Origin of the sequence: Ruegeria sp. THAF33 (genome assembly GCF_009363615.1) — a bacterium.
In the GTDB taxonomy this organism is placed as follows: domain Bacteria; phylum Pseudomonadota; class Alphaproteobacteria; order Rhodobacterales; family Rhodobacteraceae; genus Ruegeria.
The window spans coordinates 3,106,309-3,130,686 of record NZ_CP045384.1 but is presented as its reverse complement, the minus strand read 5'-3'; the positions used below and the strand labels follow the sequence as shown (position 1 = coordinate 3,130,686).

Annotated in this window: 27 protein-coding genes, 1 pseudogene and 1 riboswitch; of the genes and pseudogenes, 11 read left to right on the top strand and 17 right to left on the bottom strand. The window is 55.0% G+C overall.

Features of this window, described 5'->3' with window-relative positions; genetic code table 11:
- Positions 1–100 precede the first annotated feature (100 nt).
- Together FIU92_RS15695 and FIU92_RS15690 are read left to right on the top strand one after the other, a co-directional pair.
- On the top strand, positions 101–880 hold the full coding sequence (locus tag FIU92_RS15695) for a hypothetical protein (protein WP_152459508.1): 780 nt from the start codon (positions 101–103) through the stop codon (positions 878–880).
- Positions 873–2,708 (top strand): 7-cyano-7-deazaguanine synthase, encoded by a 1,836-nt coding sequence (locus tag FIU92_RS15690; protein ID WP_254705321.1) that lies wholly within the window; start codon positions 873–875, stop codon positions 2,706–2,708. Before FIU92_RS15695 ends, FIU92_RS15690 begins: the two co-directional genes overlap by 8 nt.
- Positions 2,709–2,711: 3 nt before the next feature.
- Here the strand turns inward: FIU92_RS15690 and FIU92_RS15685 are convergent, their stop codons facing one another.
- The 4 genes from FIU92_RS15685 to FIU92_RS22850 form a co-directional block, all read right to left on the bottom strand.
- Positions 2,712–3,770 carry a site-specific integrase gene (locus FIU92_RS15685; protein ID WP_152459506.1) on the bottom strand — a complete coding sequence of 353 codons (1,059 nt, stop codon included), beginning with the start codon at positions 3,768–3,770 and terminating at the stop codon, positions 2,712–2,714.
- Positions 3,748–4,254 carry a helix-turn-helix domain-containing protein gene (locus tag FIU92_RS15680; RefSeq protein ID WP_152459505.1) on the bottom strand — a complete coding sequence of 169 codons (507 nt, stop codon included), beginning with the start codon at positions 4,252–4,254 and terminating at the stop codon, positions 3,748–3,750. Before FIU92_RS15680 ends, FIU92_RS15685 begins: the two co-directional genes overlap by 23 nt.
- Positions 4,254–4,457, bottom strand: coding sequence for a helix-turn-helix domain-containing protein (locus FIU92_RS15675; protein WP_058272705.1), 204 nt, complete (start codon positions 4,455–4,457; stop codon positions 4,254–4,256). Before FIU92_RS15675 ends, FIU92_RS15680 begins: the two co-directional genes overlap by 1 nt.
- A gap of 241 nt (positions 4,458–4,698) precedes the next feature.
- A complete protein-coding gene (locus FIU92_RS22850; RefSeq protein ID WP_172978437.1) occupies positions 4,699–5,001 on the bottom strand; it encodes a hypothetical protein in 303 nt (100 codons plus the stop codon).
- On the opposite strand from FIU92_RS22850, the gene FIU92_RS15670 reads away from it, so the two are divergent.
- From FIU92_RS15670 to FIU92_RS15655, 4 genes are all read left to right on the top strand, one after another.
- Positions 5,000–5,239, top strand: a complete 240-nt coding sequence (locus FIU92_RS15670; RefSeq protein WP_253282527.1) for a potassium channel family protein — start codon at positions 5,000–5,002, stop codon at positions 5,237–5,239. The genes FIU92_RS22850 and FIU92_RS15670 overlap by 2 nt on opposite strands.
- A 176-nt stretch (positions 5,240–5,415) precedes the next feature.
- Positions 5,416–6,495: an AI-2E family transporter gene (locus tag FIU92_RS15665; RefSeq protein ID WP_152459503.1), complete on the top strand. Its 1,080-nt coding sequence runs from the start codon at positions 5,416–5,418 to the stop codon at positions 6,493–6,495.
- Positions 6,492–7,556, top strand: coding sequence for an HlyD family secretion protein (locus tag FIU92_RS15660; RefSeq protein ID WP_152459502.1), 1,065 nt, complete (start codon positions 6,492–6,494; stop codon positions 7,554–7,556). Before FIU92_RS15665 ends, FIU92_RS15660 begins: the two co-directional genes overlap by 4 nt.
- Entirely contained in the window at positions 7,546–8,553 is a 1,008-nt protein-coding gene (locus tag FIU92_RS15655) for a DUF2955 domain-containing protein (RefSeq protein ID WP_172978508.1), read from the top strand. Before FIU92_RS15660 ends, FIU92_RS15655 begins: the two co-directional genes overlap by 11 nt.
- Before the next feature lie 266 nt (positions 8,554–8,819).
- Here the strand turns inward: FIU92_RS15655 and FIU92_RS15650 are convergent, their stop codons facing one another.
- The 10 genes from FIU92_RS15650 to FIU92_RS15605 all read right to left on the bottom strand — a co-directional run bounded on the left by FIU92_RS15650 (position 8,820) and on the right by FIU92_RS15605 (position 19,083).
- A complete protein-coding gene (locus tag FIU92_RS15650; protein ID WP_152459500.1) occupies positions 8,820–9,569 on the bottom strand; it encodes a proteasome-type protease in 750 nt (249 codons plus the stop codon).
- Positions 9,570–9,580: 11 nt separating this feature from the next.
- Positions 9,581–10,378, bottom strand: coding sequence for a transglutaminase family protein (locus tag FIU92_RS15645; protein WP_152459499.1), 798 nt, complete (start codon positions 10,376–10,378; stop codon positions 9,581–9,583).
- Between the two features lie 3 nt (positions 10,379–10,381).
- The gene (locus FIU92_RS15640; protein ID WP_152459498.1) at positions 10,382–11,323 is read right to left on the bottom strand and encodes an alpha-E domain-containing protein; all 942 of its coding nucleotides are present in this window, start codon (positions 11,321–11,323) and stop codon (positions 10,382–10,384) included.
- A 2-nt stretch (positions 11,324–11,325) separates the two neighbouring features.
- Positions 11,326–12,744, bottom strand: coding sequence for a circularly permuted type 2 ATP-grasp protein (locus FIU92_RS15635; RefSeq protein ID WP_152459497.1), 1,419 nt, complete (start codon positions 12,742–12,744; stop codon positions 11,326–11,328).
- Between the two features lie 280 nt (positions 12,745–13,024).
- Positions 13,025–13,711, bottom strand: a complete 687-nt coding sequence (locus FIU92_RS15630; RefSeq protein ID WP_152459496.1) for a D-lyxose/D-mannose family sugar isomerase — start codon at positions 13,709–13,711, stop codon at positions 13,025–13,027.
- Positions 13,708–14,985 (bottom strand): amylo-alpha-1,6-glucosidase, encoded by a 1,278-nt coding sequence (locus FIU92_RS15625; RefSeq protein WP_152459495.1) that lies wholly within the window; start codon positions 14,983–14,985, stop codon positions 13,708–13,710. Before FIU92_RS15625 ends, FIU92_RS15630 begins: the two co-directional genes overlap by 4 nt.
- A gap of 12 nt (positions 14,986–14,997) precedes the next feature.
- Complete coding sequence (locus FIU92_RS15620) at positions 14,998–16,038, bottom strand: ABC transporter ATP-binding protein (protein WP_152459494.1); 1,041 nt, start codon at positions 16,036–16,038, stop codon at positions 14,998–15,000.
- A 23-nt stretch (positions 16,039–16,061) separates the two neighbouring features.
- A complete protein-coding gene (locus FIU92_RS15615) occupies positions 16,062–16,898 on the bottom strand; it encodes a carbohydrate ABC transporter permease (protein ID WP_152459493.1) in 837 nt (278 codons plus the stop codon).
- The gene (locus tag FIU92_RS15610) at positions 16,895–17,740 is read right to left on the bottom strand and encodes a carbohydrate ABC transporter permease (RefSeq protein WP_152459492.1); all 846 of its coding nucleotides are present in this window, start codon (positions 17,738–17,740) and stop codon (positions 16,895–16,897) included. Before FIU92_RS15610 ends, FIU92_RS15615 begins: the two co-directional genes overlap by 4 nt.
- A 74-nt stretch (positions 17,741–17,814) precedes the next feature.
- Complete coding sequence (locus FIU92_RS15605) at positions 17,815–19,083, bottom strand: ABC transporter substrate-binding protein (protein WP_152459491.1); 1,269 nt, start codon at positions 19,081–19,083, stop codon at positions 17,815–17,817.
- A 212-nt stretch (positions 19,084–19,295) separates the two neighbouring features.
- Between FIU92_RS15605 and FIU92_RS15600 the strand changes: the two genes are divergently transcribed.
- Positions 19,296–20,306, top strand: coding sequence for a LacI family DNA-binding transcriptional regulator (locus FIU92_RS15600; protein ID WP_152459490.1), 1,011 nt, complete (start codon positions 19,296–19,298; stop codon positions 20,304–20,306).
- On the opposite strand, the pseudogene FIU92_RS23035 reads toward FIU92_RS15600, so the two are convergent.
- Positions 20,283–20,474: pseudogene (locus FIU92_RS23035) on the bottom strand (hypothetical protein); the annotation flags it as partial. The gene FIU92_RS15600 and the pseudogene FIU92_RS23035 overlap by 24 nt on opposite strands.
- A gap of 338 nt (positions 20,475–20,812) precedes the next feature.
- On the opposite strand from FIU92_RS23035, the gene FIU92_RS22950 reads away from it, so the two are divergent.
- The gene (locus tag FIU92_RS22950; protein WP_216646550.1) at positions 20,813–20,995 is read left to right on the top strand and encodes a hypothetical protein; all 183 of its coding nucleotides are present in this window, start codon (positions 20,813–20,815) and stop codon (positions 20,993–20,995) included.
- Here the strand turns inward: FIU92_RS22950 and FIU92_RS15590 are convergent.
- The gene (locus FIU92_RS15590; RefSeq protein ID WP_152459489.1) at positions 20,992–22,074 is read right to left on the bottom strand and encodes a hybrid-cluster NAD(P)-dependent oxidoreductase; all 1,083 of its coding nucleotides are present in this window, start codon (positions 22,072–22,074) and stop codon (positions 20,992–20,994) included. The genes FIU92_RS22950 and FIU92_RS15590 overlap by 4 nt on opposite strands.
- Positions 22,075–22,079: 5 nt before the next feature.
- Positions 22,080–23,333: an aromatic ring-hydroxylating dioxygenase subunit alpha gene (locus FIU92_RS15585; RefSeq protein WP_152459488.1), complete on the bottom strand. Its 1,254-nt coding sequence runs from the start codon at positions 23,331–23,333 to the stop codon at positions 22,080–22,082.
- Positions 23,334–23,414: 81 nt separating this feature from the next.
- Positions 23,415–23,619, bottom strand: a riboswitch (cobalamin riboswitch).
- Between the two features lie 54 nt (positions 23,620–23,673).
- Between FIU92_RS15585 and FIU92_RS22845 the strand changes: the two genes are divergently transcribed.
- Genes FIU92_RS22845 through FIU92_RS15575 form a run of 3 tightly spaced genes read left to right on the top strand, consistent with a single transcriptional unit; the run spans position 23,674 to position 24,370 of the window.
- Positions 23,674–23,883, top strand: a complete 210-nt coding sequence (locus FIU92_RS22845) for a hypothetical protein (protein WP_172978507.1) — start codon at positions 23,674–23,676, stop codon at positions 23,881–23,883.
- A 2-nt stretch (positions 23,884–23,885) separates the two neighbouring features.
- Positions 23,886–24,137, top strand: coding sequence for a hypothetical protein (locus tag FIU92_RS15580; protein ID WP_152459487.1), 252 nt, complete (start codon positions 23,886–23,888; stop codon positions 24,135–24,137).
- Between the two features lie 59 nt (positions 24,138–24,196).
- Complete coding sequence (locus FIU92_RS15575) at positions 24,197–24,370, top strand: hypothetical protein (protein WP_171640249.1); 174 nt, start codon at positions 24,197–24,199, stop codon at positions 24,368–24,370.
- The last annotated feature ends 8 nt before the right edge of the window (positions 24,371–24,378 follow it).

Genomic DNA, 24,378 nt, shown 5'->3' with positions numbered 1-24,378 from the left:
TAACACTCGCTTCGGGTAAGCGTAGGGTAAGCGAAGGCCGCCATTTTTCCCTTTACATTCGCCTGATGGTTGAATGACTCTTCAGGCGAGGGAGGAACGGATGGGACACATCAGGCTTGGCACTTTGCCTCGATCCAGGAAGTGGCGCGAGGTCGTTGATCTGATCGCAACCGATGCGTCAGTCGAAGAGATCGCCGAGGCCGCAGCGGATGCATCTGAGAGCGATCTCGCACGGGCGAGTCGTGACCCCAGGTTTCAGTTTGTAAGTGATCTCCTCGTGAGGCTGCCTTTGCTTGCAAGGGCTCCTGGCTTCGAAGACGCTTTGGCTGACTTGGGCATTGCGACGTCGGAGCTCGGTTCAGTGACCGGCTTGCTGGCCGGTTTGGATCGTGCCATTGATCGCAACAGCTTCGATCTCCGAAGTTCCTCAGATGCAGGAGAATTGGCGAAGGTCGCGCTCTTGGAAAGCCTTTCCGTTCAGCTGCACGACCGGTTGCCATCCCTGTTTGAACCGACACCGCAAGAAATTCGCCAAGCACTCGCGAGCTTCGCCTCGGGTGATGCATTTGCGAGACTCTCGCGGGATTTCTTTGCCCGGCTGACATACCGCTCGCTAGACTATTATCTGAGCCGGGAACTCGCCAATCACACTGGCGAGGATCGACGCTTTTCCACCGATGCCCAGCGAGTGACATTTCAAAAAGCCCTCGCCCAGCACACATTTGAAGTGTCTAGAATTGTCGAAGAATATGCAGGCGGCTGGTATGGCAAAACCGTCTGGCAGAAGCAGGCGCTTGATCGCGATGCAATAGACAAGTTCACAGCTTACGCGTTCAAAAAGATGCGCTCGGAGTTTGGGCGCCGTCGCGCCGTTGTCTGAAGTTGAAGTCAGATGGTTGCCGCCGCTGACAAAAAGCGGCGGTGATGAAGTCCTGCGTCTCGACATTGCTGGCCGCGAAGTCGCAATGACGCTGCGGATTGGACAATTGAACCGTCAATTGGTCGAGGCCCTGCAGGATCGTGCACTCGATTTGCTGGAGATTGCCGCGCTTGTCTATTGCGCGGACGCGGCAGTCAGCCGTGGTGGCCCGGCGGATCAGAAGATGGGTGAGAAGTGGCACAGACGGTTCGTAGCCACCATGCCGGTACGCGATCTGGATTTCTGGCAACGTGAGAGCGTAATACAGGCTCTGGAAGAAACGTTGATGTTTCTATCCGGCGACCGCTTTGAATTTTCTTTTTCGACCAAAGACGAACCGGATGCAGAGCGATCGCGCTTCTTCAAATTCGGCCGAAATAGTTCATGGACGCCCCACCGCGTCCTGATGTTTTCCGGCGGGCTCGATTCCTTTGCGGGTGCTGTGGAAGAAATCGTAGAACAGAAGCATCGGGTTGCTTTGGTCAGTCATGCCTCTTCCACGAAAATAGCGCCAGTCCAGAAACGGCTGATCTCAGCGTTGAGCAAACGGTACGGACCGGAAACGTGCCGTCACATTCCCATGACCGCCCAGTTGAAGAGCCGATCGACCGCGGAAAGAACGCATCGCACACGCTCATTCCTGTTTGCGGTACTTGGGTCGATCACTGCAACGGCCTTTGGACTGGACCGCGTGTCGTTCCATGAAAACGGGGTCGTGAGCCTCAACCTACCGCCGGTCGGCAACGTCGTTGGAACACGAGCGACGCGAACCACGCATCCAAAGACACTGAAGCTGTTCACCGGTCTTCTGCGGCTTGTTTTCGAGAAGGATATGCGGGTCGACAATCCATTCTTCGCGCGCACAAAAGCAGAAGTCGTGGAACGCATTGCGCAACTGGGGATAGCAGACCAGATTATCGAGACGCGTAGCTGCGTTGATGTGCATAATCAAACCCATCAATACTTCCATTGTGGGCGCTGTTCGCAGTGTATCGATCGGCGGTTCGCGATGCTTTCAAAGGGGTTGGAGCGATTTGACCCGGAAGATGCCTATCGCGTGGACCTTATGTCGGACGCTCGACCGAACGGGACCGACCGGGAGATGGCGTTGTCCTATGTGCGCAATGCAGTGTTGTTTGAAAACGCCACGCCAGATGCACTGATCCGAAATTTCCCCGTTGTGTTGGATGCGGTCAATCACCTCGACAATCCGCCAGACACAGCCATGGTGATGATCGCAGATTTGCTGAACCGCCATGGAAAGGCGGTCACATCGGTGATGCGCAGAATTCTTGAAAGCAAGTCACCCGGTGAGTTCCCTGAACAGAGTTTGCCAAGACTATATGGTGCGATGCAGAGCGCCTTGTCCTTGCCTTTCGTGCCGGCTCCCTCAGTTGATAAAAACGAGAAAGAGAAACCACCGCTGACCATAGAAATCGACAAAACCTCACGTTTGGTTTTGATCGGCGAACATATTGAGCTTAAGAAAAACGCCACAGCGGATCTGTTGATCGTTTTGGCTGAAGAGTGGCTCCGTGCGGCAGGCAAAGGTCTCGAACCTTTGGAGTATCCCTGCTTGAAGTCTGGCGACCTCGTCGAAAAATTAGGCGTTGAAACCAGCGAAGTCGTTAGGCGGAGAATACTGACCGCGCGAAGAACGATTGCAAAGAGATTCGAGTCCGCTGGTCTGTCAGTTGATAAGCCCCAAGAGTTGATCGAAAATCTCTCTTGGAACGGATACCGGCTTGCTCCCGAGCGCGTGGTCGTTCGGGTCCGTCACCGGAGTTGATCATTAATCAATAACCGCGTCCTCGTCTGGCAACGGTCCACGGCGGCGAAACCGCCCCATCAGTTCGACCTGACGGCCAGGTGAAACAGAACCATAGGAGCTGAACGTCGTCATCACGTCGTCGTGTCCCATATTCTGCGACCAGGCTTTATAGTCCTCTGGTGTCCTGCAGTGAAGTTTTGCCAGCTCTGCGATCGTATCTCGCACGCGGTGCGGCGAAAACGGTGGCAGCCCGGCGTTGACGAAAGATTGCTTGAAGATCCTGGCCGCAGACGACGGGCCGGCCCACGGCTCGCGCGCGATACCTACTGCCTCAAACCGTCTGGACGGGCCAACAGCGACGCGTGTCTTTGGGAACAGAGGATCCGTGTCCGAGAAAAGATGGTCCTGACGAAGCTCCGTGATCCAGTCTCGCAGAATCCTTTCGACATCATCACCGAAGGGAAAGAAACTGGTCGTGAAGGACTTTCCAAACTTTGTATCCACGGAACGGCCGTCAAACTGAACGCATTTATTGGCTAGATCGACATGACGCAGCCGCACGGTGATGGCGGCACCTTCACGTGATCCGGTCAGAAACAAGAAGGCGATCAGCGCACGATCACGGCGCTGGATGACTGTTTCTATGGGCATCTCAGACAACAGGCGTTCAACCTGTTCGGGAGACGGATGCGGTTTCCAAAGGGTGCCGCGACGGGCCTGTTCCGATTTGCGATCCGGTGTGAGATAGGCAATGTCGGCGCGGGAGATCCTGGACTTGTACCCCGGTTGGTCCGCCATCCAGTCAAAGAACTTCATGACGTCGCGCAGCACGCCGTTGATCGTGGCAGGCGACAATGAAGCGCCTGTGCGGTCATTGCGTAGACCTTGCAGATGGCGTTTGAACGCGCGCGCCCTTTCTGAATGGAACGCCCTGTAATCCTTACCTTTGAGCCATCTGTCATAGATGGCAATCGACGCTGCGGCTTTGTCGATCGAAGATTGCGACAACCCCTTTGCGTCCTTCAGCCAGACAAGGTGTTTGCGCTTGATGCGCAGGTTATCCGAGGTGTGTTTTGGCATGGGTCTCGGGCTCCTCTTTCAAGGTCACTCTTGAATGGGGTTCGGTACAGGACACTAATCTTGGGGAGGCTTGTTGAAGTGTGACCTCCAGTTTGGCCTGAATGGCTTCCAGATCTGAACGGCGAATGATCTTGTTCATGACCGCACCACACGTCGGACAGAGGGCTGTTAGGCGGCCGCTGGAAGCTGTTTCCTGAACATAGTCAGCGATCTTGCCGTCGGGTTCGCGCGGACCTCTGCAGCTGAGGCAGTAGCAGTGATGCAATGCCAACTTGCACCGCGTCTTGCGTTGTCTTTGTCCGAGGAAGTCCTTGATCACATGTCCTTCGATCAACCAGGGCTTGCTGCTGGTATCAGCCGCAAGTCCGTTGTTCCCAATCCAGCGAATGACGGTCTGGCGATGACAGCTCAAAACGTCCGCCACCTCCCAGACTGTGTAGACAAGGTGCGATTTGACTTTGTGTGAGGGGAAGGACTTTGCCATTACACACCCTCCCCGGAAATCGGTCCGCATGTATTCTGGCAGACCTGCGCCTCCTCAAAGGCTTCGATCACGCCTTCATCGTATAAAACGCGCGCGCCGATCTTCAAAAACCTGGGGCCCTTTCCGAGCCAGCGCCACTGCTCCAGCGTCCGCGGCGACATGTGCCACCGCTCCGCCAGCTGATCTTGTGTCAACTTGGGCATATCAACCTCAATTGCTCACTGCGGCACGAGGAAGTTCGGTCCGCTTCTGTTGAACAAAGTGAGGGATCGGATCTCTAAAATCTGTGGCCGCCGCCAATAAAGGCGTGACACATGCCAGGGCTAAATCATTGATATTATGTGACTTGAATCAGAAAGGTGTGACCCATCCGCAAAATGCGTAACCTTGCCACCCAAATCGCAGGGAGTCAGCGGCTGCAAATGACCCGAAAGCTGACGTTAATCAAAAATGCTTGGAAGACGGCTTCGAGCCCATTGCCGACTTTGCCGGGTGATTAAAAACAGAATTGACTTGAGTAATCCCGAAGCGATTGAGCGAGACATTGGTTAACATTCCTGCCGGACACGCGCGGTGGGAGCGCAACAGGCTTTTTGGAAAAATACGAGAAAATTCAAAAAATCCTATGTATAAATAAATCCCTTGGTATTCTTTCTTTATGAATTCACTAACGAGAATTACGCGAGGTATAGGCGTCGCCTTTAAAGATGGCAGGGTGAAGGGCCTTCTAGCATTCACTACTGGCATGATCCTCTGGGCGTCGGTGTTTTACCGTTATGTCGAAGGTTGGAGCTGGCTTGACTCTATCTATTTTTCTGTTGTGACAATTTCGACCGTTGGGTTCGGTGACTTTTCTCCTGAAACAGCGGCAGGGAAAATATTTACAATTTTCTACATCATCGTTGGGCTCGGTATCTTCGTGACTGCAGCGACTACGGTGGCAGATACAATCCTGTCCCAGGACGACAAGCAAGAGGACAACTAGTTTTGCCCCGCCGAGCCACTGCGATTTCATACGCAGGCAATACGTCGACCGAACAGCCCCTCTGAAATCCGGATTTGCGATATACTTCAAATGGTTGCAGGTTTTTTGGTATTTTAAATATACATATTAATTTTTTTGAGTGTAAAGTTTGAACAAACAAATCTTGGAGGGATGGTATGGAAAAGACTCAGGACGCGAAGATTGTCGATCTCGCGATTAGATTGCTGTTTCTCGGGCTATTCCTTTACAGCGCTTTGGTAATGGTGGCCCCGCTGGCAAGCGTGGTCATCTGGGCGACGATCCTGTGCGTCGCACTCTATCCGGTTTTCGATTGGCTGCAGTCCAGGTTGGGCGGAAGAAAGAAGCTTGCGACGACGATACTGGTATTGTTGGGCCTCGTTCTGACCTTGGGACCGGTCGCGACAGCGGTATCCGGAGCAGCCGAACTTGGGTCTGGATTTGCAGAACAAGCTGACAACGGCGAGCTAAAAGTCCCACCGGCACCCGATGGCTTAAAGGAGCTGCCGCTGGTCGGAAACAAAATTGCTGAAGTCTGGGGCTTGTTTGAACGAAACCTTGACGGCGCGCTTGCCAAATACGGCGCGCAGATTCTTGAGATCACCAAATCACTGTTCGGAAAGGTCGTAAGCATAGGGCTTGGGCTCTTGGCGCTGGCCCTGTCCGTCTTGATCATGGGGGCTTTGTTCAGTCCTGGTCCAAGTCTGGTGCAAGGCCTGCAGCGCTTTGCCAACCGTGTCTTTGCGCCCCGTGGCGGTGAGTTCGTTACACTTGCCGGCGCTACGATCCGCAATGTGACAAAAGGTGTGATTGGCGTGGCTGCGATTCAGGCGGTCGTGGTTTGGATATTGTTGGCGCTGTTCGGAATTGGCTCGGCCGCCACGCTGGCGTTTATCTGTTTGATCCTCTCGATTATCCAGATCGGGCCCGGTTTGGTTCTTTTGCCAGTGATTATTTACGCTTGGAGCACCATGTCCGGCGGTGCCGCGTTGATCTTCACAATCCTGGCTATTCCCGTTGCGATAATGGACAGCTTCCTAAGGCCTGTATTCATCTCAAAAGGCCTCGAAACACCAATGCTGGTCATACTCATTGGTGTTCTTGGCGGCATGATGGCCTATGGCTTGATCGGCATTTTTATGGGACCTGTTCTGTTTGCCGTGTTTTATGAGCTGTTCAAGGTCTGGATCGACGCCCCTGCAGAAGCTGAAAGCGCGGCTGAAGGAGCCACGAAATGAGAAAGACGATTTGGACCACTTTGGCCGTCATTCTTGTTTTTCTTATCTGGTATCTTGTCGCTGACCGAAAAACGCCGTTTACCGGGAATGCCAGAGTAAAGGCCATTGCGACCCAGATCGTTCCACAGGTCACCGGTACAGTGACCGAAGTTCTTGTCGAAAACGGACAGATCGTCTCGGCAGGTGATATTCTGGTTCGGATCGACCCCAGGCCCTACGAAATTCAACGCAACAAGGCGGAAGCTGATCTAGAAGCGGCCACGCAGGAGGTGGGTGCATCCTCGGCAGAGGTAAGAGCCGCGCAAGCCAAACTGGCGCGGGCCCAGAGCGATCTGGACACAATACGCATTCAAACAGAGCGTGTTTTTGCGCTGGAAAGAAAGGGATTGATCGCCGTCTCAAAAGCCGACGATGCCCGAGGTCAACTGGCAGAGTCCGAGGCAAATTATGAAAACGCCAAAGCGGATCTTGAAAAAGCAAAGCAGAGGCTGGGTGACGACGGGATCGAAAATCCAAAAATTCAGCGCGCGTTAGCTGCCTTGGCGGATGCAGAGCTAAACCTGGAATGGACTGAACTGCGTGCTCCGGCGACGGGTGTCATATCCAATCTGTTGATCGCACCCGGTACGTATGCACGGTCCGGTCAGGACCTTTTGACGTTCCTGGATGCAACCGACATATGGATAGAGGCGTATTTTACGGAAAACAACCTAGGCCGGGCTGGGGTGGGTTCTCCTGTTGATGTCGTATTGGATATGCACCCCGGTCAAATTATCCCGGGTGTCATTGAGAGCTTCAGCGCGGCTGTATCCTTGAGCGGTGGCGATGAACCTGGCCAGTTGGCCAGCCCGCCAAGTACCAAGGGGTTTCTGCGCGAACCAGAACGGTTTCCCGTTCGGATCGTGCTGCCGGGATACGAGGCCGGAAACGCCGAAGACGAACTGCGCTTCCAACTCAACGGGCAGGCCGACGTGATCATGTATTTGAGCGACAATTCCCTGCTGAATGTGGTCGGCCGGACCTATATCCGTTTGGTCTCAATACTATCCTATGCCTATTGAGGATCGAAAATCCGTTATCCGGCTTGCGCTGGGTGTGACCGGCGTTTTCGCCTTGGGCTTGTTTCTTGGGTGGCCTTTGGCGGTTGTGGGAGCAGTTTTCACCGCGCTGTTCCTACAAGCGCCCACCGCGCTGCCGTTGGCGGCATTCGCAAAGCTGTTTGTTTTCTCTATAGGATTGATGTTCATCTCATTCCTGTTGTCGTCCGTTTTCGCTCCCTATCCCGTGGTATTCCTTATTCTGGTTGCCATCGGGATCATCCTGTCCTTCATGTGGTCAGTTTCAGGGGCCGGAGTTCTACCCGGTGTCATAGCACTCATGGGGGCGTTGATGATCCCGAACCTCGTTTTGCAATCGCAGGATCTGGCGCTTGTGCTTGTATTTTGGATACCGATTAACCTGCTATTTGCAGGTTTCGTATCCACGCTGATGTTTGTGATGATCCCAGCGGAACCTCAAACAGTCGCCCAAAAGAAAGCCGACGCGCCACCAGATTTTGACCGGTACCGGCGGATCGTCAGAATGTCGCTTGTGACGCTTCCATTTGCCATGGTGTTTTTTGTGTCCGGGGCATCTGCATTGTTGGTTCTGTTCTTTGTCGCTCTTTTGAGCCAGCAACTGGCCGCCATGCCGTCGATGGGAAAAGCCGTCGCCAAAGCTATGCTTACGGCAAACCTGCTTGGGGCAGCGGTGTCGATCATCTGTTACGAGATAAACGTGATCGCACCGGTTATTCTGACGCCCATTTTATTATGTCTGTTTTTCTGCTTCACCCTGGGAGCGCTTGGGAAGTCTCAGGCCGCACTCGCGGCAGCAGCCGGTTCGGCGTTGACAACGGTTCTGATCGTTTACGGTGGGTCGGTTGCACCGTTTTCGGATGAAGCTGACGTCAAAAGTATCACGCGCGTATTGCAAGTTGCAGGGGCCGCTTTCTTCGTGATTGTCGCTTATGTCATAGTGGACGAGTTCTGGCCGGAGAGGGAAATGCAAGCTTCATGAGTTGCCTGAAGTAAAGCTTTCAGGCGTCCAATCCAGCAACAAGAACAATGTGCTTCGAAGTCAGTGTTACTATCCAAGCGCGCGTCGACAACTCAGGTTAATCCCTTTCAGATTCAACACTGTTCTTCCGAATTTGGCAAACACGGCGCGCTTTTATTGCGGGTAGAAACACGGGTGCGATCGTATAGTCCATCGTTTGCCTAGCCCGCCAAGTAGACGTTCAAGCAAAGCTCAGCGAAAGTCGGCAATGCGGATAAAGCGGACGCTCAATCATTTGGCTTTCGCTCTGGTTTGTATTCTGGAAGCTTGGACAAGGCCGATTTCAACGCGTCGCCCCACACCTCGGAAATGGTGCGAAAGTACTGATCGTCGGGTTCGAATCTGGACCGTGTGCCGCCTTCAAGACTGTCTTCATCGTAAAGAAGAAGGTCAAGCGGAGCTCCGACAGATAGATTGGCCTTGATCGTGGAGTCGAAGCTGACAAGCAGGAGTTTCACAGTTTCCGCAAAGCTCATCTCCGGATCATAGGCGCGCACCAGAATTGGACGACCGTATTTCGTCTCTCCAATCTGAAAGAACGGAGTGTCAGCGCCAGCCTCGATAAAGTTGCCTTCGGGGTAGATCAGAAACAGGCGAGACGGGCCGCCTTTGATCTGGCCACCTAAGATGAGTGTCGCATGAAAGGCGCTGTCGGCTTGCTGACCGGATTGGGAATGCTCCTGTATGACGTCATTCAACGTAGCCGCGACCAGTTGCGCGACTTGGAACATTGTCGGTGCTTCCAGTATGGACGGCGAGCGATCTTCTGGCGCTTTGGTCCGCTCTTCCAGAAGGCTTATGGTGGCCTGAGTAGTCGCAAGGTTTCCGGCCGTTAGGATAGTGATCGACCGATCGCCATCAACTGTCCAATTGAACATCTTGTTGAAGGTCGAAACATTATCGACGCCTGCATTCGTGCGCGTGTCGGACATGAACACCAACCCGCGATTCAGCCGCATACCCACAGCATAGGTCATCAAATTCTCCGTTATTGCTGTGCGACCTGCAACTGCACTGTCAATTGCTCACCCGCTGCCCCAATTCTGTTCCCTATTACTGGGGCAGCTTGGGAATAGTCCAGACCGGTCGCGACGCGTACGTATCGATCGTCAGGTGAGATCCCGTTTGAAACGTCGAACCCGACCCACCCAAGCCCGTCCAAGTACACTTCGGCCCAGGCATGGGTCGCGTCCTGTAGTTCCGTTTCGTTCATCATCAGGTAACCCGATACATAGCGTGCAGGAACTCCAATCTGTCGTGCGCAGGCAATGAAAATATGCGCGTGGTCCTGACACACGCCGCACCCGGATTCGAGTGCGTCTTCTGCGCTCCAGCCCGGGTGCGAACTTCCAATCTCGTACGCGACCTGAGTGCGAATGCTTTCGGAAAGGGCATGCATCTTTTCCAGCGGTTCGCCTTTGGGCAACGCGCCTATTACTTCGGCAACCCCTTTCCCCGGCGTTGTCTGAGGGGTGCTCCTTTTGAATAGCCACAATGGAGTCGACCCTTCGTGACGCCCGAGGACGCCATGTGTGTCTTCCACTTCTACAACGCCTTCTGAAATCAACGAGATGCTTTGGGTGTTTACGTCGAAACTGATCAATTCCACGGTGTTGCGGTGGTAGTCTTCAAAAGTCAGTTCTTTGCGCCCGCCAGTGATTTGGGTGCTCCAACTTACAATGTTCTGATTGCGGAATGACTTTGGTGTCTTTCTCAGCTGTTGCAGCCCGAAGGGAACGGGTGCATCGAAGTCGTATCGTGTCTCGTGTCGAATGTGCAGTTTCATTGGCTACTCGTAGAACCTGTAATCAACCTCGATCTGTCGACTTAAGCTGCCGAGATCTGTCAGAAAATCCTGAATGTACTCATGCAGACCGATTTCGAAGATATCAGAGATTTTTTGATCCAGGTATTTCTCGTAGAGGCCATTCGAGGCCTCGCAGGAAGGCCCGGCAAAGCCATAGTCTTTCTTTAGGTAAGAAAGGTTTTCTTGAATTTTTCTGCAGCAAAAGTGAAGGCTGCGCGGCATTCGCTGATCCAAGATCAAAAACTGTGCGATATCAGACGGTTGGGTTTTCTCACCGTGGGTCATTCGATATCCTCCGCCAGCGCCGACGGAACGGAGAATGCTTTCCCATTGGATGTTGTCCAGTGATGAGCCAACTGAGAAAGCTGTGGGCAGAAGAACGTAGTATTTCACATCCAGAATGCGCCCGGTATTGTCGGCTCGTTCGACGAAGGTACCAATGCGGGTGAAGTCGAAAATGTCATTGCGTAGCATCGTGCCCAATGTAGCGCCACGAACCAGGGCCGCCTGTTGGCGAATAAGCTCCAGCGTCGCAGGCAGGTCCCGCTCATTCACGCGGCGCTTCATGACATCATCAATCTGCATCCAGGTAGAGTTTACTGCGCTCCAAACATCGTGTGTCAGTGCGGTTCGAACAAGGCGCGCATTGTCTCTTGCCTGCTTGATGACTGACTTGATCGAGGATGGATTATCCGCATCACGCAGCATCCAATCCACCGCGTTGTCTTTTGAAACATCATCGTATTTGGCGTGGTACCCATCCAGAACGCCGGCCGTTTTCAGAACAGAACCCCATTCTTCGGTCGAATTCTTGGTGCGGGTCAACGCCATCCGCTGACCTGTTTCAAGCAGCCTGGCCGTGTTTTCCGCTCGTTCCAGGTAGCGGGACATCCAGAACAACCCACCAGCAGTTTTTCCCAGCATGGTCAGTCCTCCAGAACCCAGGTGTCTTTGGTTCCACCGCCCTGGCTCGAGTTGACGACCAATGACCCCTTTTTAAGTGCCACGCGGGTCAGGCCGCCGGGAGTGATCTTGATCCCCTCAGGCGACACTAATACGAAAGGCCGCAGATCGACATGTCTGGGGGCCAGCCCCGAGCGCGCGAAGATCGGAACGGTTGAAAGCGACAGTGTCGGTTGAGCAATATAGTTCGCCGGCCGCGCTTTGAGCTTGTCGCGGAAAGCTGAAATCTCTTTCTTGCTGGCGGTCGGGCCGATCAACATCCCGTAGCCGCCAGACCCGTGCACTTCTTTCACAACAAGCTCGGACAGATTGTCCAGTACGTAGGACAGAGATTCGGGATCGCTGCAACGCCACGTGGGAACATTTTGAAGCAGGGGCTTCTCACCCGTGTAGAATTCAACGATTTCAGGCATGTATGAATAGATCGCCTTGTCATCGGCTATGCCTGTTCCCGGGGCGTTCGCAATCGTGATACCGCCAGCGCGATAAACGTCCAGAATACCCGGCACGCCCAATGCGCTGTCGGGGTTGAAATTCAACGGGTCCAGAAAGTCGTCATCCACTCTGCGATAGAGAACGTCAATGGGTTTATAACCTCTGGTGGTGCGCATGCAGACACGCCCGTTTACAACCCGCAAGTCGTGACCTTCGACCAATTCCACGGCCATCTGATCTGCCAAGAAGGCGTGCTCGTAGTAGGCTGAATTGTAGATGCCAGGCGTCAACACGGCGACAGTGGGTTCTCCCTCGGCGCAAGCTGGCGCGCATGCAGCCAGGGACCGTCTTAAACTACGCGGGTAATCGGAAACATTCCGGACATTTGTGGCGCTAAACAGTTCCGGGAACATTTTGAGCATCGTTTCCCGGTTCTCGAGCATATAGCTCACACCGGACGGTGTACGCGCATTGTCTTCCAGCACAAAAAACTCGTCCGGCCCGGTTCGCACCAAATCAACACCGACTATGTGCGTATAGACCTTACCAGGTGGCGTGATGCCCAACATCTGCGGCAGGAACGCTTCGTTTGCGGCGATCATCTCAGCCGGCACACGGCCAGCGCGAACAATTTCCTGACGGTGGTATATGTCATGAAGAAACGCGTTGATTGCCCGAACTCGCTGTTCGATACCTCGTTCCAGCCGCTGCCACTCTCGTGCCGAAATGACACGCGGCACGATATCAAACGGTATCAGTCGTTCTTCTGCCTCTGCTTTGCCGTAAACATTAAAGGTGATGCCCGTCAGCCTAAAAACTTCTTCGGCTTCACGCTGTTTCGCCCTCAGCCGTGATACGTCTTCAGCATTGAACCAGCGGCCGATCTCTTCATATGGACCTCTGAGTGATCCATCGCCGTTGAACATTTCATCAAAATACTCACTCATGTGTTAAGTTTCACGCTCAAATCAGAATTTTCAAGTCGTTCAGGCTCGATTTGATACTGTCGTCGTAAGTAACGTCTAATTTTCAGGCGAATTGAATATCGTGGTGATCCTAAAACCGTGGCGTTGTTCGCGTTTCCAGCTGTTGAAGCACAACGCAGCGAACGGGCAAATGAAGCCTATAGATATTGCCAATTTTCGGCGAAGGATGACCGCTCAGACTCGGATAAAGAGGGTTAAGTTCGCGCCAAGACGCCACGAACTCCTCCAATGGCTTCGTCAATCAGCCTAGCCATTTTGAGTAGTCGCTGACCAGAAGATGTGTCGGCGCGACGTCCTCCTGAACCTCGGCAAATCGGCCAATTGGGTCGCGAAAAACATTGTCGGTCTCGTCGTCATTGACGGTCGAGACCTCGCCGATCAGCACATCGCCACCTTCGCCCCAAAACGCGTGCCAATCACCAGGGCGAAGGGTGACGCTTTCACCAGGGGCCAGGCGCAGTTTCTCGCCCGGGCCGTAGTCGCGGCGGATACCATCCAGCCAGACTACGCCGCCGCGATCCTCTGCAAAACCTCCGGCATCATCCGAGCCGAAAAGCTCGACCACTAGGGTCGCGCCACCACGGTTGATGATATCTTCTGCCTTCAGAACATGCGTGTGCATCGGCGAAAGCTGATCTTGCCGTGAAATCAACAGCTTCTCAGCGTAACACATGCCGCCGCCTTTCGCCAAGTCGCTCTGCAGACCGTTGCGCAGGGTGAAAAGAAACAGGCCCATCCGATCAAAATCACCGTCGCCGTAGTCAGTGATATCCCAACCGCAACGCGCGTCAATCACGTGACGGGCATCGCTTTCACGAGCCTTAAATTCTTCTGGCGTCCAATAGGCAAACGGCGGCAATGTGAAACCGTGAGAGCGAATTAGCTCATTTGCTTGCGCCATAATCTCGTTGATGCGCGAACGTTTCATGCGGGCACTTTTTGAATCTTGAGAATTTCAATCACCATTGCAGCTGTCCAAGTGAAATCTCCACCCCCACACGGTTCACCGCTGATGGGATCATAGTATTCCGCAAAGCCGCTTTTCTCAATGAGGCGCAAGCTGCCAGCAAGGATACGTTGTGCCATTGCTTCCTGTCCTGATTGGATCAGCCCTTCGGCAATCATATAGTTCACGACCAGCCATGTCGGTCCACGCCAATAGCGTTTACTGTCAAAGGCGTCATCTGCCGGGTCGTGGCTTGGCACCAGATAATCGCATCGCTCGGACAGCAAGGCGATCCTTCGCACCAGGGCTTCGGCGCGCTCGGGAGGCACCTGAGCAATTGCCGCAAGTAACCCGCCGACCGTTGGCGTGTCTTGCAGAACCCCGGCGGCGCGGTTGTAACACGTGTATTGTCCAAGATTTGCATTCCATAAGCTTTCCAACGCTTCACGGCCCTTGGTGGCCATTTCGCGCGCTTCAGAGGCCATGGCAGGAATACCCAAAATCTCCGCTAATTCCGCAACATCGTCACAAGACCGAATAAGGATGGCATTGAACCCCGGGTCAACCAATCGGAAAGGCGAGGCGTCATGTAGTTTTGTGTTATCCCATCGCAATCCGCGGAAGTGTTCCACCAACCAGATATACCTTTGGTACTGATCATCTGTCGGGCGATGATCGGGATTGGCATGTGTTGTATCGCGTCGCGTGAACGGTGCTATGCCCTCAGTCGGTACAGCATCCAGCCCTTCGTCCCAGTCCACCGAGTTGTCTCGCCCGGATTCCCACGGGTGAATGATTGCCACCAGCCCGGTGTTTTCTGGATCGCGGTTGCGGTAGAACCACTGATGCCATGCGTGGACCTTGGGCAGAAGTTCAGCAAGCCGCGTCCGGGCGGCGGCTTTGTCTTCGGCGCGATTATAGAGTTTGCGCAGGGCAAGACCCGCAACCGCCGGCTGGGTGATACCGGTCGTCGGTACAGATTGGCCGGTTTGCCAGACGTCAGGACCGGGGAAATAGCCGTCATCGGGTTCGTGAAATACGATATGGGGCACCATACCGTCTTCCCACTGATGGGCCATTAGAGTCTCGACCTCGACCCAAGCCCTGTCCATGTCAAAATGCGAAAAGCCTAGCGCAGACAATGCGCTATCCCAGTTCCACTGAAAGGGATAGAGACCGTGGGTAGGCACGGTATAACTGCCACGGTCGTTGCCTTCCATTACTTTGCAGGCCTGATCGATCAGCGCTTGGCTCATCGTGGTTCTCCTTTACGCAACGGCCAGAGTTGTTTTGGGGTCAAACCAGCGTCCGCGACCCTCTTGCGGCGCCAAGGTGAGTACGTCACCTGGTTTCACGTCGAGCTCACTATCCAGCACAGCGCGGAATTGGTGCCCGTCCACATCGCAAGTCACCAGCAAATGCGCGCCCAGAGGCTCCACAACTTTGGCCCGCGCTCCGAAACCCTGATCTGCAATGCGCAGATCTTCCGGTCGAATCGCCCATTTCAGTTCTTTGCCGTTTGCCGGCCCGTCAAAGTTTTGCCCGGCCACATTCCAGCGCCCGGAACCCGCTGCTTCGGCAGGAAGGAAGTTCATTGGCGGATTGCCGATAAAGCTGGCCACAAACTCGGCCGCTGGATCCCGGTACACCTCGATTGGCGAGGCGGCCTGAACTATTTTGCCCTGATGCATGACGCTGATCCGGTCAGCCATGGACATAGCTTCGACCTGATCGTGGGTCACGTAGATTGCTGTGGTTTTACTTTCAGCCAGAACACCCTTTAGCTCGGCCCGCATCTCCATCCGCAACAATGCGTCAAGGTTAGACAGCGGCTCGTCCATCAGGATCACATCCGGTTCCATCGCCAATGCACGGGCAACGGCGACCCGTTGGCGCTGACCACCCGACAGCTCGCCCGAATAGCGCTTCAGAAGCTGCTCGATATGCATCAATCCAGCGGTGCGTTCGACCCGACGTTTGACTTCCTCATCGGGCAGTTTCTGCATCCGCAGACCAAAGCCGATATTTTCGAACACAGTCAGATGCGGGAACACCGCGTAATTCTGGAACACCATCGAGATACCGCGATCCTTTGGCGACAGGTGATCCACCCGGCGACCACCGATCCAGACCTCGCCGGTGGTCGCTGTCTCGAGCCCCGCAATGATACGCAAAAGCGTGGACTTGCCGCAGCCTGAAGCACCCAAAAGCACCATGAATTCCTGATCTGAGATGGTTAGGTTGATGTCGTGCAGAGCCTGGTAGGACCCAAAGTTCTTGGCGATGTTTTTGATCTGTATTTCAGCCATAACAGTTTCCTTTCAGCCACCGCTCAGCGGTTGGCAATACCCCACATGGCAAAGAGATATTTGCGCACGGCGAAGATGAAAATCAGTGCAGGCACCACGAGAATGAACCCGCCTGCAAATTTCAGATGCAGCGGTGCTTCGCCCAGGGTCTGCAACAGGAACGCGGGAAGCGTCCGGTTTTCGATGGTCAGAACGGCGGCCGCGAAAACCTCGTTCCACGAGATCACGAAGGCAAAGATAGCCGAGGCCGTGATCCCCGGGAGGACCAACGGCAGGATCACCTTGGTAAAGGCGGTCAGACGCGTGCAGCCCAATGTCCAGGCCGCTTCTTCCAGCTCAAGCGGAATACCTGAGAATAGCGAAAAGGTTATGAGCACCGCAAAGGGGATTGCCAGTGTGGTGTGGACAAGGGCCAGACCGAAGGCTGTGTCATCCAGACCCGTGCGGATAAAGAGAACCGCCAGAGGCAACGCCAGCAGTGGCAGTGGGAAAGCCCGTGTCAGCAGGATCAACAGGCGGAACAGTTCCTTCCCCCGGAAGTCGAACCGTGACAGGGCGTACCCAGCCGGGGCTCCGATCGCGATGGACATCACCATCGTCATCAAAGCAACCACAACTGAATTCCACAGTGCCGCCAGCATTCCCTGGAACCCCGCAAAGAATTCCAAGGATCCCATGTCAAATTCCGGGAGGAAGCTCTTGGGGAAGCTGTTCACAGTATCCGGTGAGGACATCGTGTTCACAAACAATAGGTAGAGCGGGACGATCACCCAGGCGCACAGCAGGATAACCCCGGCCCGGTAAAGCCCTTTGCCCGCCTTACGCGCGTCGGGGGCAACTACGTCTGCAACAGCCGTCATATCGTGGCTCCTTTCGGGACGCGCAAGGCGCGCATAATGATCAGAGTGAAGACGATCGAGATAATCAGAACGATGATCGCGAGTGCTGCTGCCGCACCGCCATTTTGCAGATCAAACTGATAGGCGTAGATCTCGCCCATAAGCACCGGAAAAATCGTGCCCCCAAGGGCTGCGACCACGGCAAAAACCTCAAAGGCAAGGATGACGCGCAGGACCAGGGCCGTTTGCAGGGACGGGCGCAAAAGGGGCAGGGTGATCCGCGTGAATTGCTTCCAGCGCGAGGCTCCGAACACGTCTGCGGCCTCGTAGTATTCCTTGGGTATCAAGCCGATGCCTGCGACAAGGATCACAAGCATAATCGCGGTTGCGCGCCAAATCTCGGCCAGCATAATCGCAAGGAATACAATCCAGGGGGTCTGATAGCTCAGCAAACTCACAGGTTGGTCAGTGACACCCAATCCCACCATCATCGAATTCAGGAAGCCTGACTGCTCGAAGATAGCCAACCAGATGATACCAGCTGCAAGGTCCGAAATGCCCAGCGGGATGGTCCAAATGTACAGAACCAGATCGCGTCCCCTTTGCATCTTCGTGACCATTGTGGCCATCAGAAGCGAAAGGGCCAACTGGATCGGCACCACAGCCGCTGCCAGAAGAAAAGTGTTCTTCATTGAAATCGGGAACTTCCAGTAGTTCACAACCTCGCGAAAGTTATCCAGTGAGAAACCGCTCTCGGTTCCAAAAGCCTGCTGCGCCACCAACGCAAACGGGTAAAGAAAGAACAGGCAGAGAAACAGAGTCACCGGGAGGATCAGAAGGTATGGCAATAGCCGCGCTTCCATCGGACCGCTCCTTCAAGTTGGGAAAATGCTGGGGAGCCGGGCCGCTATTTCAGCGGCCCGACCGTTGGAAGGTCTTACTCGACCGGGCACGCGCCTTCCGAAGGCGCATCAGGTGCCCAGCAGGGCGCGCCGGTTTCAGTCATGATTTTTTCAAGCTGTTTCTTCTGATCATCCAGGACCTGCTCGATGGGCTGGCCAGCCAGAACAATGCGTTCAAACGTATCTACGTAGACACGATTGAAATCACCGCCCATGCTGCCCAGACCTGCGGGCAACAATCCAGGATTGGCATCTGCCGAACCGCTCATCTTGGCAACGGCTTCACCGGCAGCTTTTACCGAAGGCGGCAAATCGTCTGGCAACTCGACGTCAACTACAGGAAAGAAGTTAGTGGCTCTCAGAGTTGCGATCTGCGTCTCTGGCTGCATCAAATAAGTTACCAGAGCTTTGGCACCTTCTGCATCCGGCGCGGTGCGCGGGATGGCAACACCTGCCAGAACAGGCATGAAGCCACGGCCGGTCGGACCTGCGGGCGCCGGGAAGGCGACGAAATCATCGGGGCGTTCATTGAATGCCTGCGCCAGGCGCGAGGTGTGATCGAAAACGATCCACGCATCTCCGTTCAATAGCTGTTCCTGCATAAACGAGAAGTTGGTTGATGCAGGGTTCGTATGGCTCCAAAGCTCTTTGAACTTCTCCCATGCGGTCACAGCCTCGGGCGACGCAAACGTTCGCACGACACCGTTAGTGTAGGACGGGTAAAGATAGCCTTGGAAAAAACGGTGTTTCAGCCCTTTGGGCCCAGCCGGAAAACCGAATTTCTTCTGACCAGTCGCTTGTTCGACATTGGCTGTCCATGCGATCAACTGGTCATAGGTCAGCGCGTTAACGTCTGCACCTTCTGGCAGGTATTGCAGCGCTTCCTTGTTGGCGGCCATGATATAGCTCGCTTGCATCCACGGCATGTATTGCAGGCTGTCCGTTCCCAGCTTAGCCAGATCGTTGAAAGTGTCCGACGCCGACATCACACCCAGATCGCTGAGATCCATCAGATCATCGGGGTTCATTGCCGAGAAGTTGCCGTGCAAAGAGCCCAGCAGATCAATACTTCCCGAGCCCGCCTGCAACTCGGCTTGGAGCCGGGTCAACCAAGGGCCATCTTCGTTTGGCTGGTAATCAACTTCGCCATCAAATCCACCAAGCACCTCGGCCCGCATGGCTTGCGCCTCTTCAGCAGGACGGGCTTGGGTCGACCAGAACAGAGTTTCGGCTTGTACGGCAGCTGCGCCAACAAGAATAGCCAAACCTGATACGGCACCCGCAAGTTTCGATTGAATGGACATGTTTTCCTCCGTTTGTCTGAGGCTGGCCAAAATCTGGCAACCTCCCTCCCTCGCCGACAATCTTGGATCAGTCTATGGCGAATGTTGGCACTATGATATATCGTTTTATCATGAGTCAAGTCAGATAGCCCGTTTGTATTCCCATATTTTACTTGAAGTATTCGATTTCGACTGCAAAATAGACAAAACGTTATATCTGTAAAAACTCATCCATGGCGAAGAAACCCACCCTATCCAGCGTTGCCAAAGAAGCTGGCGTGTCAGTACCAACTGTTAGTCAGGTCTTGCGCGACACAGGTCGAATTTCAGAAAAAACGCGTCAAAAAGTTTTGAGCGCGGCTAAGCGGCTTCGATACGTCCCAAATCACGCAGCGGCCACAATGCGATCGGGCGACAATCGCGAAATCGGCTTTATCCTTAACAAGTTGGCAAACCCGTTCAACGCAGAGGTTGTTAGCGGCGCTGTTAACCTGCTGGAGGCCGAGGGCTTTATGGTTTCGGTCCTCGATGCTCAAGGAGACCTTCAGCGCCAGGACCGCCTTCTGGAAGCCTGCATCAGATTTGGTCGACGTGGTCTGATCTGGGTTCCGGCACTCAACACCAGCGGGGACGCCATGGGGCTTCTGGATGCTCACGGTGTTCCTGCTGTCACATTCATGCGAAAGGTGTCTCAGTCTCTGGATCACGTTGGTGTTCTAAACAAAGAGGCCCTCGTGCAGGCCACACAACACTTGATTGATTTGGGGCACAGGCACATCGCCTACTTAGGCGGAACCGAACAGACGTCTGTGCGCGAAGAGCGCATCGCCGGTTATCTGAGTGCCTTGGAGAAATTGGGCGGCGTGCATCCGGTTATCTGGCCATGCGAAGAAACCAAACGCTCTGGTGTTGAAGCAATCACCGCACTTCGCCAGCGACACCCTGAGGTAACAGGCGTTGTTTGCAATGGCGATGTTGTTGCACTTGGGGCATGCTTTGGCTTGATCCAATCCAATTTGAAACCCGGGCGTGACTTTTCAGTAGTAGGCTTCGACGACATCGAAGATGCCGCCGTCTCGACGCCTGGCCTCACAACAATGGCGATCAACCCAAAAAAATTGGGTACGCGATTGGCCGAGATCCTTCTGGACCGCATGCGAACACCTGAAATGCCAGTTCGCCATTTCGAGTATTCTGCAACCCTGACAATTCGAGGAACCTCAGGGGCAGCCTCTGACCAATAAAATGTACGTCTTGGCTGCTGTTCGCGTCCATTCCGGGTAACGCACTGTACTGTCCGTCTTGCTATGGGCAAGCAACAGTTGGACAACACGCAAAGTACCCGTTTTCTGATAGATCAACTGAATCAACGCCGCTTTGGTGCGTCTGAGTGAATGGGTTCTCTGGCCTGATGACACTCATCCAATCGCTTACACCTACTCTCGGACAAGCTTAGCGTATTGGCTCCGGGCCCAAGCTTCGACACCGCGCCGACGAACACATTATCCACTGCCATGATTGATCAACCGGTCTGCGGACGATGAAGTCGTCAGCTTGAGCTGATTGCCGCAAGGGGTCGTCTGCGAGGCGCGTGCCTGTGATCATGTTTTCGTTGGTTTTCCAGATGTGCGGTCATTTGACTGACCGCCAGAACCTCTTCAAACCCTTGTAGGGGTGCTCAGGATCGGCCGCTGGGAACAGCCACGGGCATTGTGGGGCTCTCTCTTTTCGCGTTTTCGATAACAGCGTGATGGTCGGCGAAGACAAAGGCAAATGCTCGCGCCGCGTCCGTGAGATGGCGGGAAAGCCCGAAAGCGCCGGACATTCGGCGACCCAATCTGGCCCGGATTCTGCAACGGGCAGAAAAACCACGCCGAAAACCGCAGCGGGTGTCAGCCACGCTGCGGCTTTGATCGGGATGCGAAGCACCTAAACCTCGACTTCGACCTTGCCGATCGGGTTCGAGCAGCAGGCCAGAATGTACCCCGCGTCGATGTCGTCTTCCGAGATCCCTCCGTTGTGGACCATATGGACCTCTCCGGCAGTTTTCTTGACCTTGCAGGTCCCGCACACGCCGAATGTACAGCCTGACGGTATGTTCAGGCCAACCGAGCGGGCGGCGGCAAGCACCGTGTCGGTCTCGGCAACCTTGGCCGTCACGCCCGAGGTCGCGAACAGGATCTCGGCGCTGCTGTCGTCGTCCAGAACAACGTCATCCAACTCGGGCTGATCCGCCTCGGTTTCCACCGGCGCGCCGAAGCTTTCCTGATGGTAGTTGTTCATATCAAAACCAAGACCGGCCAGCGCGTCGCGTACTGCTTGCATGAAGGGCTCAGGACCGCAGCAATAGACTTCGCGCTCAAGGTAATCCGGCGCCATCAGGCCCAGCATCAATTGGTTGAACTGACCCTGATATCCGGTCCATGGGCGGTAGCGGTCCGGCTCTTCCACCACGAATTTCAGGTCCAAACCATCCGTGCGGCTGGCCATCTGTTCCAAGCGCTGGCGGAAGATGATCTCGGATGGCCTTTTGGCGCAGTTGATGAAGACAACGTCCAGATCGCGGCCTTCGTCCCACATGCAGGTGGTCATCGACATCATCGGCGTGATGCCCGAGCCAGCCGAGATAAACAGGAACTTGCGCGCATCGCTCAACGCGTTGGTGAACAGGCCCGCAGGCCCAATGGCCTTGATCCGCATGCCGGGTTGAAGATTGTCAAGCATCCAGCGCGTGCCGATACTGTCGGGTTGCGCTTTGGCGGTGATGGTGATCGACCGCGGCCGCGACGGCGACGATGAGATCGTGTAGGTGCGATGCACGACTCCCCCGGGCTGGCCGGGCGCCGGAATCTCGAGCGTCAGGAACTGACCAGGGTAATAGGCGAACTGCGCCCCCGAGGGGGCCCGGAACGAAAAGCTGGCAGTGTTCGGCATCTCGGGCACGACCGAGACACATTCCAGCATCTCTCCATCCTGCCAGACGGCTGATGAAAGCGTGTTCAGGTCTTTCATCAGACTTACTCCGCCGCCATTGAGTCAGGGGCCAGGCGGGCCGACACTGTGTTGCAATACCAATCCACGAATTGCAGCACGCCGGATTCCTGAATGGCTGAATATGGGCCGGGCACATAGGCCGGGCTGTTGATGCCCTGCTGGTTGTCCTCGACCACCTGTCGATCTTCGTCATTCGTGGCGACCCAGACTTCGGTCAGACGTTTCACGTCATAGTCAACGCCTTCAACGGCATCCTTGTTGACCAGCCATTTGGTCGTGACCTCGGTCTCTGTCGGGCTGATCGGCGTGACGCGGAAAACAATCGAGTGATCGGCAAGAAAGTGGTTCCACGTGGTCGGATAGTGGAATTTCAAAAGCGATCCCGCATCCGCAAAGGGCGACCGGCCCAACCAACGGCGCACGGCGGATTTCCCGTCCATCGTATAACTCTCGGCCCCTTCTTTCAGCGGCATCCGCGCCAGTCGATATTGGCCGTCCTCGTGCAGGTAGAACTGCGATGGCATACCCGTTGCCTGGCACCTGTCGAAATGGGCTTGCATATAGGCTGGGGTTTCACCGCCTTCGATCCCCGTCACGCCCGGATCATCAGGGAAGGTCCGGCACAGCGCAGGGTGGTTGCCGCCGCAGTGATAGCACTCGCGATTGTTTTCCCAGACCAGCTTCCAGTTGCCGTTCTCGATGATCGTGCTTTCGAAGGCGACCTTGGCATTCGCAAGATCATGCGGCTCAAGATACGGGCGCGCGATATTGGCGAACGTGTCAAAATCCGGGGCGACATCCGCCAGACAGATGTAAACCAACCCGGCAAACTCGCGGCAATGAACCGTCTTCAAACCATGCTGCTTGGGATCAAACTCCGGCCCCATGTCGCGGGCCCACAGCAAAGAGCCGTCAAGCTCGTAGGTCCATTGGTGATATGGGCAAACCAGCTTCGGCGCGTTGCCTTTTGCCGCCTTGCATATGATTGAGCCGCGATGGCGGCAGGTGTTGTGAAACGCCCGGATCTGGTTGTCGGCGCCGCGCACGATGATCACGCGATAGGCACCCACGTTGTATGTTACATAGTCGCCGGCTTTCACCAGTTCGCAAGCGGGAATGGCAAAGAGCCATTCGCGATAGTGGATGGTTTCCAGGTCGGTCTGAAAGATCTCGGGGTCGGTGTAAAAGGCCCGTTCCAGAGCATAGCCCGGGATTCGACGCGCCAACAGGTTTTGGACATTGTTCACTTCTGGCTCTCCTGCCGCGCCCCGCGGCATTGCTTGGGCAGATGACAGGGAGGAACCGTCCGGAGGCGCGCGAGGACCACGTCCGAAACCCGTGCCCCCACCGCCACCCGCGGTTTGACATATCTGCAAGGCTGGTTTCCGGACTTGAAAGGGGCTTGCACCCGGTTGCGACACCTTCCCGGGATCCTCGTCCCAGTGGTTGATTGTCGAACCTGACCTTCCTTACCGTTGCGGGGGCAGTGCCGGAATTCCACCGGCTTCCCAATTCTCCGCTGTCTGAGAATCAAGCAGCGGCACCTCACGATGGCAGCCTACTTTTTACCCGCTTGAGCGCTGAAATGCTTGCGACATTTCCGGTTTCAAAACAGACATGGAAATTTTCCGGCAGCGTGGACGGCGCCGGGATCACAGTCCTTGGCACAGGGGCGTGGCAGGCCCGCCAGCATGGCGTTTTGCGGTGGCCGATGGCCTTGCGATGGATGCGGCCACGTCTGACATCGGCGCCGCCAAATTATCCCCCAACCGCGACGGCGAAGGCCCGGCTGCTCTGATCAGAAACGAAACGCTGCACGTCGCCTGAGCATGGCTGGAAAAGAGAGTGTCAAGCCAAGTGAAGGAGGTTTGCAGCAAGCCCTTTTCGGTGAAGTTGATCCGTTTGGGATAGTGCTGGCTTTCAATGGGGCAGGTGAAGAAGGCGAATATCCGTCATGCGAGAGTTGTCAGTCCACCTTGTCAACGGCCGGTAGAAAACCTCATTTTGTCCATAAAAAATTGTCTTTTTCGGGAAAAACCATTACGTTTTCCGAAAATGGTGGAAAACACCGGAGGCAGTAAGAGAGCAGATGCCAAAACCGAAAACAGGTGTTTTGCGGACAACAGTTCCTTCGCGCCTCATGGGAAAACGGGATGGTCTGTTTTTCCTCTGGGGGCAGATAGAACGCGCGCGCTTGAAGGTCGAGGGCGGCGAACGCGCCGAGGGCGCGGCCTCGGACGGGCCAAGGGCAAACACGGCCGGTGAGGTCAAGGGATCGACGACAGCATTGGTGGACGAGTTTATTTTCTACTGACTTTTGTG